Source organism: Rhizobium sp. NXC14 (assembly GCF_002117485.1).
GTDB lineage: Bacteria > Pseudomonadota > Alphaproteobacteria > Rhizobiales > Rhizobiaceae > Rhizobium.
Genome location: NZ_CP021030.1, coordinates 216,582 through 236,028, shown reverse-complemented (window position 1 = coordinate 236,028; position 19,447 = coordinate 216,582). Strand labels below are relative to the sequence as shown.

General features: G+C 62.6%; 18 protein-coding genes. 6 read left to right on the top strand and 12 right to left on the bottom strand.

Features of this window, described 5'->3' with window-relative positions:
• Positions 1 to 21 precede the first annotated feature (21 nt).
• From NXC14_RS01150 to NXC14_RS01130, 5 genes are all read left to right on the top strand, one after another.
• Positions 22 to 1,017: a P1 family peptidase gene (locus NXC14_RS01150; protein ID WP_085779922.1), complete on the top strand. Its 996-nt coding sequence runs from the start codon at positions 22 to 24 to the stop codon at positions 1,015 to 1,017.
• A 107-nt stretch (positions 1,018 to 1,124) separates the two neighbouring features.
• Positions 1,125 to 2,657 (top strand): ABC transporter substrate-binding protein, encoded by a 1,533-nt coding sequence (locus tag NXC14_RS01145; RefSeq protein WP_085776603.1) that lies wholly within the window; start codon positions 1,125 to 1,127, stop codon positions 2,655 to 2,657.
• 390 nt (positions 2,658 to 3,047) lie between these two features.
• A complete protein-coding gene (locus tag NXC14_RS01140; RefSeq protein ID WP_085776602.1) occupies positions 3,048 to 3,995 on the top strand; it encodes an ABC transporter permease in 948 nt (315 codons plus the stop codon).
• Positions 3,996 to 3,998: 3 nt separating this feature from the next.
• Entirely contained in the window at positions 3,999 to 4,862 is an 864-nt protein-coding gene (locus NXC14_RS01135; protein WP_085776601.1) for an ABC transporter permease, read from the top strand.
• Positions 4,862 to 6,253, top strand: coding sequence for an amidase (locus tag NXC14_RS01130; RefSeq protein ID WP_085776600.1), 1,392 nt, complete (start codon positions 4,862 to 4,864; stop codon positions 6,251 to 6,253). Before NXC14_RS01135 ends, NXC14_RS01130 begins: the two co-directional genes overlap by 1 nt.
• On the opposite strand, the gene NXC14_RS01125 is transcribed toward NXC14_RS01130, so the two are convergent.
• From NXC14_RS01125 to NXC14_RS01115, 3 genes are all read right to left on the bottom strand, one after another.
• Positions 6,250 to 7,107 (bottom strand): NlpC/P60 family protein, encoded by an 858-nt coding sequence (locus tag NXC14_RS01125; RefSeq protein WP_085776599.1) that lies wholly within the window; start codon positions 7,105 to 7,107, stop codon positions 6,250 to 6,252. The two genes, NXC14_RS01130 and NXC14_RS01125, sit on opposite strands and share 4 nt — an antisense overlap.
• Before the next feature lie 24 nt (positions 7,108 to 7,131).
• The gene (locus tag NXC14_RS01120) at positions 7,132 to 7,482 is read right to left on the bottom strand and encodes a MarR family winged helix-turn-helix transcriptional regulator (protein ID WP_011423607.1); all 351 of its coding nucleotides are present in this window, start codon (positions 7,480 to 7,482) and stop codon (positions 7,132 to 7,134) included.
• A gap of 172 nt (positions 7,483 to 7,654) precedes the next feature.
• On the bottom strand, positions 7,655 to 9,046 hold the full coding sequence (locus tag NXC14_RS01115; RefSeq protein ID WP_085776598.1) for a M17 family metallopeptidase: 1,392 nt from the start codon (positions 9,044 to 9,046) through the stop codon (positions 7,655 to 7,657).
• A gap of 141 nt (positions 9,047 to 9,187) precedes the next feature.
• Here NXC14_RS01115 and NXC14_RS01110 point away from each other — a divergent pair, with 141 nt between their 5' ends.
• Positions 9,188 to 10,027, top strand: coding sequence for a tetratricopeptide repeat protein (locus NXC14_RS01110; RefSeq protein WP_085776597.1), 840 nt, complete (start codon positions 9,188 to 9,190; stop codon positions 10,025 to 10,027).
• A 41-nt stretch (positions 10,028 to 10,068) separates the two neighbouring features.
• On the opposite strand, the gene NXC14_RS01105 is transcribed toward NXC14_RS01110, so the two are convergent.
• From NXC14_RS01105 to NXC14_RS01065, 9 genes are all read right to left on the bottom strand, one after another.
• Complete coding sequence (locus tag NXC14_RS01105; RefSeq protein WP_085776596.1) at positions 10,069 to 10,701, bottom strand: LysE family translocator; 633 nt, start codon at positions 10,699 to 10,701, stop codon at positions 10,069 to 10,071.
• Positions 10,702 to 10,819: 118 nt separating this feature from the next.
• Positions 10,820 to 11,806, bottom strand: a complete 987-nt coding sequence (locus NXC14_RS01100; RefSeq protein WP_085776595.1) for a type II secretion system F family protein — start codon at positions 11,804 to 11,806, stop codon at positions 10,820 to 10,822.
• A 15-nt stretch (positions 11,807 to 11,821) separates the two neighbouring features.
• Complete coding sequence (locus tag NXC14_RS01095) at positions 11,822 to 12,829, bottom strand: type II secretion system F family protein (protein WP_085776594.1); 1,008 nt, start codon at positions 12,827 to 12,829, stop codon at positions 11,822 to 11,824.
• A 4-nt stretch (positions 12,830 to 12,833) separates the two neighbouring features.
• Complete coding sequence (locus NXC14_RS01090; RefSeq protein ID WP_085776593.1) at positions 12,834 to 14,312, bottom strand: CpaF family protein; 1,479 nt, start codon at positions 14,310 to 14,312, stop codon at positions 12,834 to 12,836.
• A 30-nt stretch (positions 14,313 to 14,342) separates the two neighbouring features.
• Positions 14,343 to 15,620, bottom strand: coding sequence for a CpaE family protein (locus NXC14_RS01085; RefSeq protein WP_085776592.1), 1,278 nt, complete (start codon positions 15,618 to 15,620; stop codon positions 14,343 to 14,345).
• Positions 15,621 to 15,634: 14 nt separating this feature from the next.
• Entirely contained in the window at positions 15,635 to 16,387 is a 753-nt protein-coding gene (locus NXC14_RS01080; RefSeq protein ID WP_085776591.1) for a CpaD family pilus assembly lipoprotein, read from the bottom strand.
• Entirely contained in the window at positions 16,384 to 17,880 is a 1,497-nt protein-coding gene (locus tag NXC14_RS01075) for a type II and III secretion system protein family protein (protein ID WP_085776590.1), read from the bottom strand. Before NXC14_RS01075 ends, NXC14_RS01080 begins: the two co-directional genes overlap by 4 nt.
• 11 nt (positions 17,881 to 17,891) lie before the next feature.
• Complete coding sequence (gene cpaB, locus NXC14_RS01070) at positions 17,892 to 18,707, bottom strand: Flp pilus assembly protein CpaB (RefSeq protein ID WP_085776589.1); 816 nt, start codon at positions 18,705 to 18,707, stop codon at positions 17,892 to 17,894.
• 110 nt (positions 18,708 to 18,817) lie between these two features.
• Positions 18,818 to 19,330 carry a prepilin peptidase gene (locus NXC14_RS01065; protein WP_085776588.1) on the bottom strand — a complete coding sequence of 171 codons (513 nt, stop codon included), beginning with the start codon at positions 19,328 to 19,330 and terminating at the stop codon, positions 18,818 to 18,820.
• Positions 19,331 to 19,447 lie beyond the last annotated feature (117 nt).

Below are 19,447 nucleotides of genomic sequence, written 5' to 3'. Positions count from 1 at the left end.
CAGCGCCACCAGGATCAGCCCTTGCCCGATCTTCTCAATCTGCTCACCGACATCAAAGGCGTTTCCGTCGGCCATGCGACCGACCTCGTGCTGGGATCCGGCGTCACGGTCATCGTCTTCGACGAGCCGGCGGTTGCCTCCGGCGCGGTGCTCGGCGGCGCGCCGGGCGGACGTGACACCGGCCTGCTCGACCCGTCGATGACCGTCAGTGCCGTCGATGCCTTCGTACTCTCGGGCGGCTCGGCCTTCGGGCTCGATGCGGCCGGCGGCGTGCAGGCGGGCTTGCGCGAAGCCGGCCGCGGCTTTTCAGTCGGGCCAGTCAGGATTCCGATCGTACCGCAAGCGATCCTGATGGACCTGCTGAACGGGGGCGACAAGGATTGGGGCCTTCACTCACCCTATCGTGAGATGGGCTATGCGGCACTGAAGGCCGCGACCAAGGGTGAATTTGCGCTCGGCACCGCCGGCGCCGGCACAGGGGCGACGACGGCCACTTTCAAGGGCGGGCTCGGCTCGGCCAGTGCGGTCAGCAGCGCCGGTCACCGCATCGGTGCGATCGTCGCCGTCAATGCGCTCGGTTCGGCAACGATCGCCGACGGGCCGCATTTCTGGGCGGCACCCTTCGAGAAAGACGGCGAGTTCGGCGGGCTCGGCATGCCTGCGACGACCGATCACCGAATGCGGCTCAAGGGAATGAGCACGCCGGCAACGACGATCGGCGCTGTCGTGACCGACGCGCAGCTGACGAAGGCGGAAGCGCATCGGCTTTCACTTGCCGGTCATGACGGCCTTGCCCGGGCGCTGCTGCCGGCACATCTGCCGCTCGACGGCGATACCGTCTTTGCCGCTTCGACCGCCAGACATTCCAGAAACGACATGGCAAGCCTGGTGGAACTTTGCCACCTCGCCACGATCGTGATGGCGCGGGCAATCGCGCGCGGCGTCTATATGGCAAGCGCCCTTCCAGCCGAAGGCGGACAAATAGCATGGCGAGACCGCTATGCTGAACGCCATTGATTGAATAGGGTCGCAACCTGATAGAATGGCGGAGACACGTGAATGCAGATCCTGGCGCTGATGTATTTTCGACGAGCTGGTGAGAACCGAATCATGTGCCGGGGGATATGATGAACAAGGTTTCGTTTGCGTCTTCGGGGTGCTTCATCAAGCGGCTTTCCCTCGGTGCTGCGTTGTCGGCCGGTCTCGTAGTGACGGCAATGACACCGGCTGAAGCGGCCAAGACCGCCCTCAATCTCGGCATGAGCGTCGAACCAACCGGCCTCGACCCGACGATCGCCGCACCGGTTGCGATCGGCCAGGTCACCTGGCAGAATGTGTTCGAGGGGCTGGTGACGATTGATCAGACCGGCAAGGTCCAGCCGCAGCTGGCGAAAAGCTGGGAAATCTCGGCCGATGGCCTGATCTATACGTTCAAGCTGCGGACCGGCGTCAAATTTCATGACGGCGAAGCATTCGATGCCGCTGCCGCCAAGTTTTCGCTGGACCGCGCCCGCGGGGCGGATTCGGTAAACCCGCAGAAGCGCTTCTTCACCTCGATCGCCTCGATAGAGACGCCAGACGCAGAAACGCTGGTGCTGCATCTCTCGGCGCCGACCGGCAGCCTGATCTACTGGCTCGGCTGGCCGGCATCCGTCATGGTCGCCGCGAAGACGGCCGACAACGACAAAGTGACGCCGATCGGCACCGGTCCCTTCAAATTCGCCAGCTGGACGAAGGGCGACAGGGTCGAACTCGTCAGGAATGGCGACTACTGGAACAAGGATGCGGTTGCCAAGCTCGAGAAGGTGACCTTCCGCTTCATCGCCGATCCGCAGGCGCAGGCGGCCGCGCTGAAATCCGGCGATCTCGACGCCTTTCCGGAATTTGCCGCGCCTGAGCTGATGAGTTCCTTCGACGGCGATACCAGACTCATCACCAAGGTCGGCAATACCGAACTCAAGGTCGTCGCCGGCATGAACAATGCGAAGAAGCCCTTCGACGACAAGCGCGTCCGCCAGGCGCTGATGATGGCGATCGACCGCCAGACGGTGATCGACGGGGCGTGGTCCGGCCTCGGCACGCCGATCGGCAGCCACTACACGCCGAACGATCCGGGCTATAAGGACATGACCGGCGTGCTGCCCTATGATGTCGAAAAGGCAAAGGCGCTGCTTACTGAGGCCGGCTACGCCAACGGCTTCACCTTCACGATCAAATCGCCGCAGATGGCCTATGCGCCGCGCAGCGCCCAAGTGATGCAGGCGATGTTTGCCGAGATCGGCGTGACGATGAACATCGAGCCGACGGAATTTCCGGCGAAATGGGTTCAGGACGTGATGAAGGATCGCAATTTCGACATGACGATCGTCGCCCATGCCGAACCGCTCGACATCGACATCTATGCGCGCGATCCTTATTATTTCAATTACAGGAACCCGGCCTTCGACGCGCTGATGAAGAAGGTCCAGGAGACCGCCGATCCTGCCGCGCAGAATGCAATCTATGGCGAGGCGCAGAAGATTCTGGCCGAAGACGTGCCGGCGCTCTACCTTTTCGTCATGCCGAAACTCGGTGTCTGGGACAGGAAGTTGAAGGGGCTATGGGAGAACGAGCCGATTCCCTCCAATGTGCTTTCCGGTGTTTCCTGGGACGAGTGAGCGGTAGGCTCGGTAGGGGTGCGATGAGGTGATGGCCTTGGAGAGATCCGATATACATTTGGCCGATATGGCACGCAGCCCTCACCCTCCCTCACCAGGCCAGTTCAGTCCGGGCCGGCATTGTTTGGTTTTGTTGACGTATGGTATTCCTGGCATGGGCATCTGCTCGCTGATTGCCTCCTCCCGCCAGCCTCACGCTCCGTCATGCTCGGGCTTGACCCGAGCATCCACACCACATCCATCAACAGCAGTGGCATGGATCCCAGGCTCAAGGTCGGGGACGGAAAGTGAGGTTGGCGTTCTCGCCAAACTCGCCGCCGGCGCGTCTGGTGCTCCGCGTGAGGGCAAAAGGGGCGTGCCGCGTCCCGCCGCAGCCGCTCTCGACCCCATATGATCACCCTCCTCGCCCGCCGCTTCGCCGGCCTGTTCCTAACACTTCTCATCGTCTCGCTGCTGATCTTCGCGGCCATGGATCTTCTGCCGGGCGACCCCGCCTCGATCATGCTCGGCACCTCGGCAAGTCCGGAAACGCTGGCGGCGTTGCGCCACGAGCTCGGCCTCGACCAGCCGCTCATCCTGCGTTACAGCCAATGGCTCGCCGGCGTGCTGTCGGGCAATCTCGGCCAATCCTACACCTACGGCGTCCCGGTCGCCGGATTGATCGTCGAGCGGCTGGCGGTGACGCTGCCGCTGGCGCTGATGGCAATCGTGCTGTCGGTGGCGATTGCCCTACCGCTCGGCGCGCTGGCGGCTTCGCGCCGCGGCGGTGTCTTCGCCATCATCGCAACGCTCTTTTCGCAGATCAGCATCGCCGTGCCCGCCTTCTGGGTGGCGCTGCTCATGATCATCCTGTTTTCGACGCTGCTCGGACTGATGCCGGCGGGCGGCTTTCCTGGCTGGCACGAGGGGTTTCTGCCGGCATTGCAGGCGCTCGTCATGCCGACCGTCGCGCTGGCGATGCCGCAGGCGGGGGTGTTGACGCGCGTCGCACGTTCGGCGGTGCTCGAGGCGATGCATGAGGATTTTGCCCGCACCGCGGTGGCCAAGGGGCTGTCGAGCAGTGCGGTGCTGTGGCGGCATATCGTGCCGAATGCGCTGATCCCGATTCTGACGATGATCGGGCTGCAATTCACCTTTCTGGTCGCGGGCGCGGTGCTGGTGGAAAACGTCTTCAACCTGCCGGGGCTCGGGCGGCTTGCGCTTCAGGCACTCTCCCAGCGCGACGTCATCGTCATGCAGGATGTCGTGCTGTTCTTCGCAGGCTTGGTCATCGTGGTGAATTTCGTCGTCGATCTCTCCTATCTGGCGATCGACCCCAGGATGAGAAAGGCGGTCTGAAAGATGGCCCAGATCGTATCCCCCGCCATCGCCTGCCGCCGAAGAACTGCCAGAGTTAGCCGGCGAATGAACCTCATCGCGGGCACTGTCATCATTGGCTTGCTGGTCGCCGTTGCGCTGCTATCGCTCGTCTGGACGCCGCTGCCGCCGGCGAAGATGCAGATCATCCATAAACTGCAGCCGCCGCTTGCCTTCGGCTTGCTCGGCACGGATCAGTTCGGCCGCGACGTGGCATCGATGCTGATGGCCGGATGCTGGAACTCCCTGTCGATCGCCATCACCGCGGTTGCGATCGGCGGGACGCTCGGCTCGATATCAGGCATTTCCGCAGCGGCGATCCGCGGTCCAGCCGAAGCGCTGCTGATGCGCATCTGCGACGTCATCTTCGCCTTGCCGCCGATCCTGTCGGCCATGGTGCTCGGCGCCTTTCTCGGGCCGGGGCGGTTCACCGCAATCACGGCGATCGCCGTCTTCATGATTCCGGTCTTTGCACGGGTGACGCTGGCAACCTCGCTGCAGGCCTGGAGCCGCGATTATGTGACGGCGGCACGCGCGATCGGCAATACGCGCCTGACCATTTCGCTGCGCCATGTGCTGCCGAACATCATCAGCCAGATCATCGTGCATGGGACAATCCAGCTCGGACTGGCGATCCTGACCGAGGCCGGCCTCAGCTTTCTCGGGCTCGGCATGGCGCCGCCGGCGCCGACATGGGGCCGAATGCTTGCGGATGCGCAAACCTACCTGGCGTTGGCCCCCTGGCTGGCGGTCCTGCCCGGCCTTGCCATCGCGCTCACCGTGCTCGGCTTCAACATGCTCGGCGACGGCTTGCGCGATCTCCTCGATCCACGCGAGGCGAGCCGCTGATGGCCGAAACCGACCTTACCATCCGTGAACTCAGGCGACGCTTCGCCGATAAGAGCCTCTCGCCGCTCGAATACTGGCTCTCCCTCGAAGACCATATCGCCGCCTGGGAGCCGTCGATCTCAGCACTCTACCTCTACGACCCGGAGGCCGCGCGCGTGCAGGCGAAAGCTTCGACGGAGCGCTGGGCGAAGGGACGAGCGCTCGGCACGCTCGACGGCATCCCGGCAACGCTGAAAGAACTGATCGCGACGAAGGGCCAGCCGGTGCCCCTCGGCACGAAGGCGATGGAGCTGAAGCCGGCGGAGGCTGACGCGCCGGCTGCCGCGCGGTTGCGCGAGGATGGCGCGGTGATCTTCGCCAAAACCACCTGCCCGGATTACGGCATGCTCTCCTCCGGCCTGTCGAGCTTCCACCCTCTCAGTCGCAATCCCTGGGACGTGACGCAGAATCCCGGCGGATCGAGCGCCGGCGCCGCGGCCGCGGCGGCGGCCGGTTACGGGCCGCTGCACATCGGCACGGATATCGGCGGTTCGGTGCGGCTTCCTGCCGGTTGGACCGGCATCTTCGGCTTCAAGCCGAGCCACGGGCGCATTCCGGCCGATCCCTATTATGTCGGGCGCTGTCTCGGCCCGATGACGCGCACTGTCGAGGACGCCGCTTTTTCCATGGCGACATTGTCACGGCCCGACTGGCGCGACGGGACCAGCCTGCCGTCCAATGATTTCGACTGGATGGATTTCGTTGTTGACATGTCAGGCATGAAAATCGGCCTGATGCTCGATGCCGGCTGCGGGTTTGCTGTCGATGATGAGATCAGGGTCGCGGTCGAATCGGCAGCGAAACGTTTCGAGAAAGCCGGCGCGACCATCATTTCCGTTCAACCGGTGCTAACGCGCGCGATGCTTGACGGGCTCGACACGTTCTGGCGCGCCCGCCTGTGGAGCGATATCGCAGGGCTCAACGAAGAGCGGCGCGATAGCATCCTGCCCTATATCGGAGATTGGGCGAAGGCCGGCGCCGATATTAGCGGCGTCGATGCAGTCAGAGGCTTCAATCAGACGATCGAAATGCGCAGGAGTTGCGGACGGCTGTTCACCACGGTCGACGCCCTGCTTTCGCCGACCAACCCCATCATCTCCTATCCGGCCGAGTGGGCATCGCCGACCAATGATCCGACGAGACCGTTCGAACATATCGCCTTTACCGTACCGTGGAATATGTCGGAGCAGCCGGCCGCGTCGATCAATTGCGGCTTCTCCCGGTCGGGCATGCCGATCGGGCTGCAGATCGTCGGACCGCGTTTCGACGACATGCGGGTGCTGAGACTATCGAAAGCTTTCGAGGATTGGACCGGCGGCGTGAGCATCTGGCCGCAGCGGCCGATCACTTAGCCAAACGGGCGGCGATAGCCCGTCGGCCGTTGGTACAGCGAGCCGATGCGCTCGACGGCCGCCTCGAAATTCTCACGCGCCACCGTCATGCTATGGCCGTTGGCGTGGAGAATGGTTTGGGGATCTTCGAATATCGCGACATGGCCTTTCCAGAACACCAGGTCGCCGCGGCGGATCTCCGAGCGGTCGATCGGTTCGCCGAGTCCGGCCGCCTGCATGTCGGTGTCACGCGGCGCCAGTCTACCCACCATCAGCATCGCCAGCTGGATGAGGCCGGAGCAATCGATGCCAAGGCCGGATCGGCCGCCCCAGAGATAGGGCGTCTCGAGGAAACGGGCGGCGATCGCAACATAATCGACACCGTCGAGAGCGCCGATCGGTTGCACGTGCCTGGCGAAGATTGCCGTGCCGTCCGGCAGCACGACGTAGCGGTTGCCGCGCACTTCTGCCTCGCCGGTGATGTGAACGCGGCTTCCCATTGACAGAATGGCTTGGTGCGGCTTGCGCAGCTCCGGCTCCGGATAGAGGAAGGTGCGCTGGACGGTGACGATGTGGGTTGGCGCCGGCCCGGTTTGCGAGAGCGCCTCTGCCTTGAGATAGCCGACATAGCCGTCGGAGGCAGCTTTTACCCAGCACCAGCCGTCGGCGCGATCGAAAACGGTCACCTCCTCGCCAAGGAGCAGTTCCGTATCGATGCCGCGGGCAAGTTCCGGCTCTGGGCGCAGGGCAACGACGGGAACGGCAACACGCGCTGCGGCGCCTTCCACGAAGCGCGATGCCTCCACCTTGCCCTTGAGCCCCGCTTCCGCGAGATCCGGCCGATAGGCATGCAGGCGGCGGTCGAGCATCATCATTTATGTCCCTTTCAGATCGCCCTTTTAGATCGGTAGCCGCCGGCCCTGATCCCGGACGAGATCGCCGAGCTTTTCCAGGTAAAGCGCACCGCCGACGGTACGTTTGATGATCACATTACGACGGTCGGCATCGTCGCGCACGCGATCAACCAGGCCCATCTCACCCATCGTATCCAAGGCGCGAGTAATGACCGGCTTGGTGACGTTGAGCGTGGCGGCAAGCCCGCGCACAGTGTGGGGCGGCGGCACGAGGTAAATATGCAGGAGGATCGCCATCTGGCGCAATGTCAAATCGCGGTCGTCATGACGAACCTGGTCGAGCGCCACGCCATGCCAGAGCCCCAGCGCCTGCGAGGCGGTCAGTTCGATCGGCACGGCCCCTCCGGAAATCGTTACGCTAGCGTTTCATTTTCCGGCAGTTGCCGTGGACATTCAAGTGGTGGCGGGAACTGCCGCCCGGCAGGGTGAATAAAATTTTAACGATCGGCCGCCAGGCGCAGTGCGTAACAGAGTCGTGCAAATGCGCCTTAGCATTATCCAGGAGGCGTCAGCGCAGGCTGGTGCGGATATGGTGAAAGAGCGCGCGGATCGCCTGTGCCTCGCCGCCGCCTGGCGAATGTGGCCGTTCGGCCTGAGCCCAACCGTAAATATCGAAATGCGCCCAGCTCTTGGTCTTGCTAACGAAGCGCTTGAGGAAAAGCGCGGCGGTGATCGACCCCGCCATGCCGCCGGCCGGGGCATTCGTCAGGTCGGCGAATTTGGCGCGGACATCTTTTTCGTAGCCGGCATAGAGCGGCAGGCGCCAGATCGGATCATCCGTCTCCAGGCTTGCTTCGGTCAGGTCATGGGCCAGATTGGCATCATCGGTGAAGAAGGGCGGAAGATCCGGACCGAGGGCAACGCGGGCAGCCCCCGTCAGCGTCGCCATGTCGATCAAAAGTTCGGGCTCTTCCTCGTCGGCATAGGCAAGCGCATCGGCCAGGATCAAACGGCCTTCGGCGTCAGTATTGTCGATCTGGACGGTCAGGCCCTTTCGGCTGCGGTAAATGTCACCGGGGCGGAAGGCATTGGAGGAGATGGCGTTTTCGACGACCGGTACGATGACGCGCAGATCGACCTTCAGCTTGGCGTCCATGATCATCAGGGCCAGTCCCATGACATTTGCCGCGCCGCCCATATCCTTCTTCATCAGCAGCATCGAGGCGGCAGGCTTGATGTCGAGACCGCCGGTATCGAAGCAGACGCCCTTGCCGACGAGCGTTACCTTGCGATGACCCTTCTTGCCCCAGCGCAGCTCAAGAAGACGCGGCGCATCGGCGCTGGCGCGGCCGACGGTGTGAACCAGCGGGAAATTTTGGGTGAGCAGTTCATCGCCGGTGATGACCGATAGTTCCGCCTTGTAATGTCCGGCCAGGGCGCGGAAAGCGGCCTCGAGCTGGTCCGGTCCCATGTCGTTTGTCGGCGTATTGATGAGGTCGCGGGCAAGAAAGACGCCGGCGAGCTGGCGCTTGATATCGGCGCCGTCGGCATCGCGGGGGATCATCAAGGTCGCTGCCGACGACTTTTCCGATTTGTAGCGATCGAAACGGTAGCTGCCGAGCCCGAAGCCGAGGGCGAGGCGATTTGCCGTCAGCGGCGCGGTCTCAATGTGCCAGTCGCCGGCGGGCAGCGCACGGGCCAGCCTGCCGGTGATGTAGGGCTGTTCGGACGGGTTGGTCCCCAGGCCGAAAAGCGCACCGCCGAGCTGGCCGTCGGCAGTCGGGATCAGCAAGAGCGAGCCGCTTTCGGCCTTGTAGCCTGCCTTACGCGCCCAATCGAGCGCAATCGGATCGATCGTGCCGGTCTCGATATGGGCAGGGGTGACGGCAAAGATCGGCAGCGTCGAGCCGCCCTTCGTGTTGAAGGGAGTTGGTCTTTCGATGAACTGATAGGGGGCCATGATTGTCCTTCGGCGGTCGTCAGGAATCGCTCCTTAACGGTCTGTTAGGGTTAACAGACTATTGCTGGAGCGAAGATTGCGTCAAACCTTTCCCTGTTCCGCTTCGAGGTCAGGCGCCGATTTCGGAATCAGGAACGCAACATGCCTGCCTCGCGCATCACCATATCCACCAACCGTATCCTGCAGGGCGCAGCAGCTTCGCTGATCATCCTCACTCTTGCCGGCTGCTCGACGACGGCCAAGGACCGGATGACGACAGGCTCGGTGCCGAAGCTTACCAAGCCGGTCGAAGAGATGGATGCGACCGAGCTGCGCTCAGCGACGGACCGGATCGGCCAGGCCTATGAAAAAAACCCGCGCGATCCCGTCAACGGCGTCAACTACGCCAACCTGCTGCGCATGAGCGGCCGCGACGCGCAAGCGCTCGCCGTCATGCAGCAGGTGGCGATCGCCAATCCGGGCGACCGCAATGTGCTGGCCGCTTATGGCAAGGCGCAGGCGGCGGCCGGGCAGTTCCAGCAGGCGCTCGACACGATCGGCCGCGCCCAGACACCGGATCGTCCCGACTGGAGGCTGATCTCGGCCGAAGGCGCAATCCTCGACCAGATGGGCCGGGCGAGCGAGGCCCGGCAACGCTACCGCGACGCGCTCGACATTCAGCCGAACGAACCTTCCATCCTTTCCAACCTCGGCATGTCCTATGTGCTGACCGGCGATCTGCGCACGGCCGAAACCTATCTGCGCTCCGCCGCCGGGCAGCCGACCGCCGACAGCCGCGTCCGGCAGAATCTTGCCCTCGTCGTCGGCTTGCAAGGGCGTTTTGCAGAAGCCGAACAGATCGCGCGGCGAGAGCTTTCGCCGCAGCAGGCCGATGCCAACGTGGCCTATCTCAAGGGTATGCTCTCGCAGCAGAATTCCTGGCAGAAGCTCGCTGCCAAGGACAAGGCGCCGGGCGCCGCCGGTGACAGCAACACCAACTGACCTCGTCATTTTGCCGGAGGACCAGCCCTTCTCCGCCTGAGTTACCTGACGCTGAGGCCCGAAAGAATGAGCCGCAGACCAAGACCGCCCATCACCGCACCGGCGGCCCGGTCGATCCAGCCCTTGGCATGGAGATAGAGCCGCCGCGGGTGGCGGGCCGAAAAGGCGAGCGCCACGATCGAATACCAACCCGCCTCCACCGCGAAGACGCCGACCGGCAATGCGACGAGAAGATCGAGCGGCACCGTCCGCGGCAGAAGCGCCGCAAAAAGGCTGGCGTAGACGATGATGGTCTTCGGGTTGCTGAGCTGCGTCAGCAATGCGGTCATGAAGCTGCGCACGGGTGCACGATGGCCATTGACGGCATGGGAAAGCTCGATCGGCTTTGCGGCGCCTCGCCAGATATTGACGGCGATGTAGAGGAGATAAGCACCGCCCGCCACCTTGAGCAGCACATAGAGCCATTCGAATTGCGACAGCAATGCTGTCAGACCGGCGAGCGCCAGACCGGCGAAAACGACGCCGCCGGCGCCCATGCCGAATGCCGCCGCAAGTCCATCCAGCCGCGAACGCGAGATGGCGATCCTGGAGACGACGACGAAGCTCGGGCCGGGGCTCATCGCGCCGACGACCAAGGCTGCCATGATGCTGATGAAAATGCCTGCGGAAGACATCGGAACCTCTCCTTCGGAATCGGATTGCGCTGGGACGGTCACTTCCGTGCTCCCGACACCATCCCGTTTACCAGCTATGCCAGCGCCGGTCACGCGGGTCGAAGTGGCCCCTTGCGGTTCAGAACCTATCCGCGACCTGTATGCCGGCCGGGCCGAGAATGACCGCGATCAGCACCGGCAGGAAGAACAGGATCATTGGCACAGTCAGTTTCGGCGGCAGGGCGGCCGCCTTCTTTTCCGCTTCGTTCATCCGCTCGTCGCGTCCTTCCTGGGCGAGAACGCGCAGAGCCTGCGCAACCGGCGTGCCATAGCGGTCCGCCTGGATCAGCGCCTGGGTCACCGAACGCACCAGCTCGAGCTGTGTGCGCGCGGCGAGATTATCGAGCGCCACGCGACGATCCGGCAGGAAGGAGAGTTCGGCGGTGGTCAACACCATCTCCTCGGCAAGCGGCGGCGACTGCTCGCCGAGCTCCTCCGACACGCGACGCATCGCCGCCTCCATCGAGATGCCGGATTCGACGCAGATCAGCATCAGGTCCAGCGCATCCGGCCAGGCGCGCTTGATCGAGTGCTGACGCTTGCTCATGCGGTTGGAGATATAGATATTCGGCGCATAAAAGCCGAGATAGGCGATGCCGATGACGGCGAGCATTCGCATCGGCATGCCGCGCTCCGCAAGGCCGCCGAGACCGAAGACCCAGAAGGCGGCGAGCGCGAGGAAGAGAAATGGCAGCAGGAAGCGCGCGACGAGAAAGGTATTCAGCGCATTTTCCGAGCGAAAACCCGCGGCACGCAGCTTGTTGACCGTGTTTTCGTCGACAAGCGCCTTACGCAGATTGAAGCGTTCGACAATCTGGCGGACCGACCGGTTGTTCTGATTTCTGAGCGAAGCCTTGCCGGCGCCCGGTTCGGTGTTCATGCGGGCGCGTTCGCGGGCGCGGATCTGCTCGCGTTCGGTCGAGACAGCTTTCATGCGCTTGCTGAGATCGCCGCGCTCGAAGAAGGGGATGGCGATCGTGTAGAGAGTCGCGAAGACGGCGATCGCGACGAAAACAGCGATCAGCATGCTCGGATTGGTCAGCGTTGCGGCAAGATCCTGCGACATGGTGCTTCTCTCCCGCTAGATGTCGAAATTGACCATGTTGCGCATGACGAGGATGCCGATCGACATCCAGACCGCCGAGGCGCCCATGATGAAATGGCCGCGCGGATCGGTGAAAAGGACGATCATGTAGTTCGGCGAGGTGAGGTAAACCAGGGTCGCGACGATGAACGGCAGAGCACCGATGATGACGGCGGACGCCTTGGCTTCCATCGACAGCGCCGAGACCTTGGCCTTCATCTTCCTGCGCTCGCGCAGCACCTTTGACAGGTTGCCGATCGCCTCGGAGAGATTGCCGCCGGCCTGCGACTGGATAGCGATGACGATCGCGAAGAAGTTGACTTCCTGGAGCGGCATCTGGAGCGTCATGCGGGCGCAGGCGTCGGGAATGCTGAGGCCAACTTGCTGGGCTTCGATCACCCGGCGGAATTCGCTCTTCACCGGCTCAGTGCCTTCGGTCGCGATAAGGCGGATCGCATCGTTGAGCGGCAATCCCGATTTGATCGAGCGGGTGATGACATCGAGCGCATTGGGGAACTCGTTGAGGAACTTGTTCTGGCGGCGCTTGATCAGGAAACCGATGACCCAACGCGGCAGGCCGAGTCCGGCCACGAAAGCGATGCCGATCATGACCATCCACGACGCGCCGATGATGAAGGCCATGAGCAGCAGCACCGAAGCGAAGATGGCGCTGAAGAGATAGAACTGCGTCAGCGTGACCGCCAGACCGGCCTGCACCAGCCGCGATTTCATCGACAAGGTCTTCTTGGTCTTTTCGTTCTGGCGCTTTTCCAGATCCTTCAGGTTATCCTGCACCGATTTGCGCCGCTTCGACATTTCCTGCACCCGGTCGCGGGCAGCCTTGACCTTGGCGCGGTCGACCTCAGCCGATTTGACACGGTTGATGCGGCTTGCCGATTTCTTGTCGGCCTCGATCCGGGAAAACAACAGGACATAGGCGACCGCCGCAGCGGATACAGCGGCGAGGACGACGATTGCCAGGACTAGCGGATCGAATCCGAACATCACCCTATTCCTTCGATTTCGCTTCCATCGCGTCGAGGGCAGCGGCCAGGCGCTTTTCCTCGTTGAAGTAACGAGCCCGATCCCAGAAATGCGGTTTGCCGACGCCGGTCGACATGTGCCGGCCGATCAGTCGGCCGCCCGCATCCTCGCCCTCGATCTCGTAGCGCATCAGATCCTGGGTGATGATGACGTCGCCTTCCATGCCGATCACCTCGGTAATCTGTGTGATGCGACGCGAACCGTCGCGCAGGCGTGCCGCCTGGATGATGACGTCGACGGAGGTGGAGATGATCTCGCGGACCGTCTTTGCCGGCAGCGTGAAGCCGCCCATCGCGATCATCGATTCGATACGGCTCAGGCATTCGCGCGGCGTGTTGGCGTGGATCGTGCCCATCGAGCCGTCATGACCGGTGTTCATCGCCTGCAAGAGGTCGAAGACTTCAGGTCCGCGCACTTCGCCGACGATGATGCGTTCGGGACGCATGCGCAGGCAGTTCTTGACCAGATCGCGCATGGTGATCTCGCCCTCGCCTTCGATATTCGGCGGACGCGTTTCCAAACGCACGACATGCGGCTGCTGCAGCTGCAGTTCGGCCGTGTCCTCGCAGGTGATGACGCGCTCATCCCGGTCGATATAGTTGGTAAGGCAGTTCAGGAGGGTCGTTTTACCGGAGCCCGTGCCGCCCGAGATGATGACGTTGCAGCGCACGCGCCCGATGATCTGCAGCACGGTCGCGCCTTCCGGCGTGATCGCGCCGAAACGGACGAGCTGATCGAGCGTCAGCTTGTCCTTCTTGAACTTGCGGATGGTGAGCGCCGGCCCGTCGATCGACAGCGGCGGCGCGATGACGTTGACGCGCGAGCCATCGGGCAGGCGCGCATCGCAGATCGGGCTCGATTCATCGACGCGACGGCCGACCTGGCTGACAATGCGCTGGCAGATGGACAGAAGCTGCGCATTATCGCGGAAGCGGATTTCCGATTCGATCGTCTTGCCGCCAACTTCGATGAAGGTCTGGCCGGCGCCGTTGACCATGATGTCGGCGATGTCGTCGCGCGCCAGCAAGGGCTCCAGCGGACCGTAGCCCAGAACGTCATTGCAGATATCCTCGAGCAGTTCTTCCTGCTCGGAGATCGACATCGCGAAATTCTTGATGGTGATGATGTCGTTGACGATGTCGCGGATTTCCTCGCGCGCGCTTTCGCCATCGAGCTTGGAAAGCTGCGAGAGATCGATCGTGTCGATCAGCGCGGAAAATACCTGCTGTTTGGTATCATAATATTCGTCGGTGCGAACGGGCCGCTTGCGCTGCGGCGCCTGAGTCGGGGGCGGCGTCATCTGCTGGCGCAAGGGTTCGCGCTGGGGTTCGACGAGGACGGCAGGAGAAGAAGCCACGGGGGCGGCGGCCGGGGCCGGCGGCGGCGGAGGAGCTATTGCGCCTCCGGCCTTTCCGAAACCTTCGTTTCCGCGTTTTCCAAACATGCCGCTTAATCCGATCTCTTCATTCTACATCTACTTCCGCTTCAGGAGGCCGAGCAGGCCGCCCTTCTTCGCCTTCTTGATGGCGACCCGGCCGGTGACGATGTGCGATATCTGCGAAAAGGTTTCGGCCGTCGGCGACTTCGGATCGACTTCCGAGATCATCCGGCCGCTGTTGGCGGCGTTGCCGAAGAGATTGATGTCAAAGGGAATGATCGCGATCGGATCGATCTCCAGCGGCTCACAGAAATCCGACGGCGATATCTCCGGACGTTTCGGCATGCCGACCTGATTGAGGATCAGATGCGGCGGCTTGTCATTCGGCCGCATCTTGCGCAGCGCGTCCAGCATGTTTTTGGTGTTGCGCAGGTTGGCAAGGTCGGGAACCGCGGTGATGACCACCTCGTCGACACTCGCCAAAACCGTGCGCGTCCACTCCGACCACGCGTGCGGAACGTCGAGCACGGTGACGGGCGCGCTGCGCTGCAGGACATCGAGCACCGGCTGGAAAGCCTGGCCATCGAAATCATAGGCGCGGTCGAGCAGCGAGGGTGCGGCAAGCAGGGAAAGGTGTTCTGAGCATTTCGTCAGCAGGCGGTCGAGGAAGACCTCGTCGAGCCGATCGGGCGCAAAGACCGCTTCGGCTATGCCCTGTGCCGGATCCTGATCGAAGTCGATATTGGCCGTGCCATAGGGCAGGTCGAGATCGGCGAGGATCGTCTCGGTGGAGAAAAGATTGGAAATACCAAAGGCGCAATTATGCGCAACGGTCGAGGCGCCGGTGCCGCCTTTCGAGCCGATGAAGGCTATGCTGCGGCCGAGCGGCTCGGCTTCCGGATCGACGAAGATCGAGGCCATTGCCGCCAGAATGTCGGGCATGGCAACCGGCTGAACCATATATTCGGAAATGCCGTTGCGGATGAGTTCGCGATAGAGCCCAATATCATTGTAGTAGCCGACGATCACGACCTTGGTCGTCGGATCGCAGACGGCGGCGAGCGGCGCAAGTTCGCCCAGCAGGCTTCCGGAATTGGCTTTGGTCTCGAGGATGATCAGGTTCGGCGTCGGAGCGCCGGCAAACATGTTGGCGGCAGCGGCTATGCCGCCGCTGGTGATGCGCATGCTCACCTTCGCCATGCGCCGATCATTGGCGCAGCGTTCCATGACATGCTGCAGGGCCTCGCTTTCGCAAAAAGCGTGAACCGAGATGCGCGGCAACGGCCGCATATTTTCCAGATCCGCCATCCGCACGGCCTCTTCGGCGTGGCGAAGTTCGCTGGGGTTCCTGATTTCGTATTCGATTGCGCTCATCGTCCCGTTCCGCCTCAGAATCCGCTATCGCTGGCATCTTCGATCGTCGTCGACGTCGTCCGGTATTCTTGGATGGCGTTGTTGCGCCGCTGTGCATCGATCGGCGTCATGCCGCGGGGCGCCACCAGGTCCTCCGGATTGGCGATCTGGGCGGCAAGGTTGTTCTGAGAGGCGCAGCCGAAGTTATAGTAGTTCTGGTTGGCGAAATCGTTGGAGATATCCTTCGGCCATTGGCCGCATTGCGTCGTGACCGCGGTCGTGCCGGTAAAGCTCAACCGGATCGGCGCCGCATCGCCGGCACCGGCAGCGGCATAGGACGTATTGATGATTTTCGAGCTTGCGATCCCTCTCGCCGCCAGCTCGGCGCGGACCTGGTTGCGCAGTTGATAGGCTGCTGCGGAATTGGGCGAACCTTCCGGCGACAGGACGTAAACCAGGCCCGAGGCGCGTGATATGTAGTTTGCAGCAAAGCCGCGGATGAGGTCGCGCTGCGCGATGGTCAGGCGACGGTCGGTCGAGGCGACGGGTATATCCACCGTCTGCTCGGCCTCCGTAACGATGATCGGATGGCGGGCGCGGTAGTCGTCAGGGATCCCGCCTGTCGTCAGCTGGTCATGCGGACCGGCGCATCCGGACAGGATCGCCACCGACATGACGGCCGCGGCAAAAAGCGCCCTGGAGTAACCGAGGCGGTGTGTCGTCGCATTGATATGGGCCATCGCCTGATCTCTGTTCTGTGCCATTGCTGCCGACCGTGCCCCGCTCATTTGTAGATGAACCCGATCGAGCCGTGGAACTGCGCGTCGGCGACAGGCGCCTCGCGGCGGCCATAGACCTTGTTCACACGGTTGAGGAAGAAAGTTGCACCGTCATTCTCAGGGCTGAAATTGTCATCCGGCCGGTTGAGCTGATTGCGCGCCACCGGACGCACCAGGTAGGGTGTCGCGATGATCACAAGTTCGGTTTCCTGACGTTCGAAACCTTTCTGGCGGAACAGCGTGCCGAGAAGCGGGATCTTGGAGACGCCGGGCGTGCCGCCCATCGTCTGGGAAACATTGTCGCGGATGAGGCCGGCCAGGGCGATCGAGCCGCCCGAGGGCAGTTCCACCGAAGTCTCCGCCGAACGGCGCTGATAGGTGGCGTTGCCGCTGCCGGCCACCGGCTCGGAGACGTTCGTCTTGATCTCCAGGCTGATGCGCCCGGACGACAGCACGACCGGTTTGAAGGCAAGGTTGATACCGTAGTTGAAGGGAACGACAGTGACGTTGCCGTCGTTGTCGGTCGTCGAATACAGCTGCTGGCCGCCGGAATTGAAGGTCGCCGCCTGGCCGGATATCGCCGTCAACGTAGGCTCTGCAAGCGTCCTGACGACCTTGGCCTGCTCCAGGGCGTTAAGATAAGTCGAAATGTCGTATTTGCCGATCGAGCTTTTGAAGAGCGCCGCCAGGCCGCCGCCGACGGTGGCTGTGGCGCTGTCGGCGCTCGGAGCGCCAAGCTGAGCGACAGTCATGCCGGAGGAATTGGAGACGAGGTTGTCGAAACCGAGCTGCTTCAGCACCTCGCGGCGAACCTCGGCGATCGTCACCTTGAGGGTGACCTGGTCCTCACCCTGGATCTGCAGCAGGTTGACGACCTGCGACGTCTGGCGGCCTTCGGCGAAGAGCGCCACCGAGCTGTCGCCGCCGGTGCCGGATGCCGTCTCGGTTCTCGTCGTCGCTTCGCCGCCCTTCAGGAAGACCTGCGCCAGATCGGCCGCTTGCGTCGCGTCCTGCGGCGTGCGAACGGTGCCGGTCAGCACAATATTGTCGGAGACGATTTCGACCTTGATGTTGGAGTCGGGAATGAAACGGCGGAGATTGGTTTCAAGGCCCGAGACATCGCGCTCGATCTCGATATCGAGATTGACGATCTCCTGCCCGCCGGCGCCGAAGACAAAGATATTCGTCTGGCCGACCTTCTTGCCGAACAGGTAGATGCGCCGCGAAGTGCGGGTCACGGCATCGGCCATGGTCGGATCGGAGACGAGGATATCATGGGCATCCTCCGGCAGATCGACGACGACGGCCTTGTTGAGCCCGAGCTTCAGCCGGCGATGGGCGTCGGGGCCGGTCTGCGAGATACGCACAAGGCTTTCCGCGGCACGCGCCTCACTGACAGCAAGAAGGGGCCCGAAAGAGGCCGGCGCCATGCCGGTCGCGCCGATTGCCAGCGACAGGCAGCCTGTCAGGAGAAGCTTGGCGCGCCGCGTTGAATTACCCATTTGCACGTCCTTTACTCCGCCTTCGGCGCCGCGCCGGCATCCGTCACGATGGAGCCCGACTTGATGACCTGAATGATCGCGCTGCCGTTGTCGCCGCTCAGCAGATAGTCCGCCGCACTGGTATCCTGCTCCTGCGCATCGGCGACGGAGCGCAGAGCGAGCGAAAGCCGGTCAGCCATCTGCTGGGCAACGGCGAGAACTTTCGTCTGGTCTGGGGTCAGTTCCAGCGTTGCGGTCGTGCCGACCACGGTCTTGGATCCGTCATCCTTTTCCTGGATCTGCTGGTCGATGGCGAGAACGCGTACATTGCTCAGCACGGTCTCGGTGATGAGCTTGTTGGCCTCGGTGCCCTTGCGGACCATGATGACATCGACGCGATCGTTCGGCAGGATGAAACCACCGGCGCCCGTTGCCACAGATATCTCAGTCGCGACGGCGCGTTTGCCGGCCGGCAACAGCGAGGACAGGATGCGGCTGCTGGAATCGGCGACTTTTTCGGGCCGAATCGGCTCGCCTTCGAAGATCGGCAGACGCACGACGGCGCCCTGCAGGTCCTTGATAGCATCCGGCTTGTCGGCTTCGGTGATGAAGCCTTGAACGACGCCTTCTTTCGGCCAGGCCATCCAATGCACCGTGTCGTCGCCCAGTCTCGCTCCGACCGGCAGATTTTTGCTCGATACGAGGATGTTGACGGTGGGTTCTTTCTCGATGACCGACTGCACCTGCGTGACGACGCCACCGCTGCCGGCCATGCGCATTGCCAGGAGCCCGGCTAGGCCGGCTGCCACCAAGGCGACAGCTAGAATTATAAGGCGGGCCGGTTTCATCGATCATTCCTCAAGGCACGATATGTTCGCCCTGCAGAATGCTCAGGAATTGGTATAATTATGGTTAATGGAATGCTTACATTTTAAGTTAATGGGCATTTAAAATGCCGTTATTTCAAGCTTTCCAGCGCAGCGATGAAGAGCGGCGAGGACGGGAAGGCCATGAAGCCGCCGATCGCGATGGCGATGCCGTAGGGGATCTTCTTGGCGAGCAGCAAAGAGTTGGGCACCGGCAGGCCGATCGCAAGGATGGTATTCGACTGCGCCCTCACCAGCAGGATGAGCAGGGTGATGAGCCCGCCGATAATGGCAACATCGGTCATCAGGAAAAGCAGGGATTCGTTCACGCCGAACCAGAGGGCGGTGGCGCTCAACAGCTTTGCGTCTCCACCGCCCATCACATTGAAGGCAAACAGAGCGAAGCATGCCGTAAAGACGATAGCGCCGGCGGCAAGATGCATGCCGATTGCCTGCAGGCCGAGACCGCAAAGTGGTGCGAGAATGAAGAAAGAGGCGATGAGGATCAGGGAAACACGGTTCGGGATCGTCATGGTGAACAGATCCGAGAAGGCCGCGAAGGCGAGGCAGAGTGGCAATATCACAAAGACTGCGGCTGTGATCATGCTTAAACCCGATCCTGACATGATGCGAAAAGGCTCACGGCCGTTCAGCCTGTGAGCCCGCTCGATGTATCAACCAATCAAAAGGCCGTTATTATGCGGGTGCCGTTGGGCGGCACT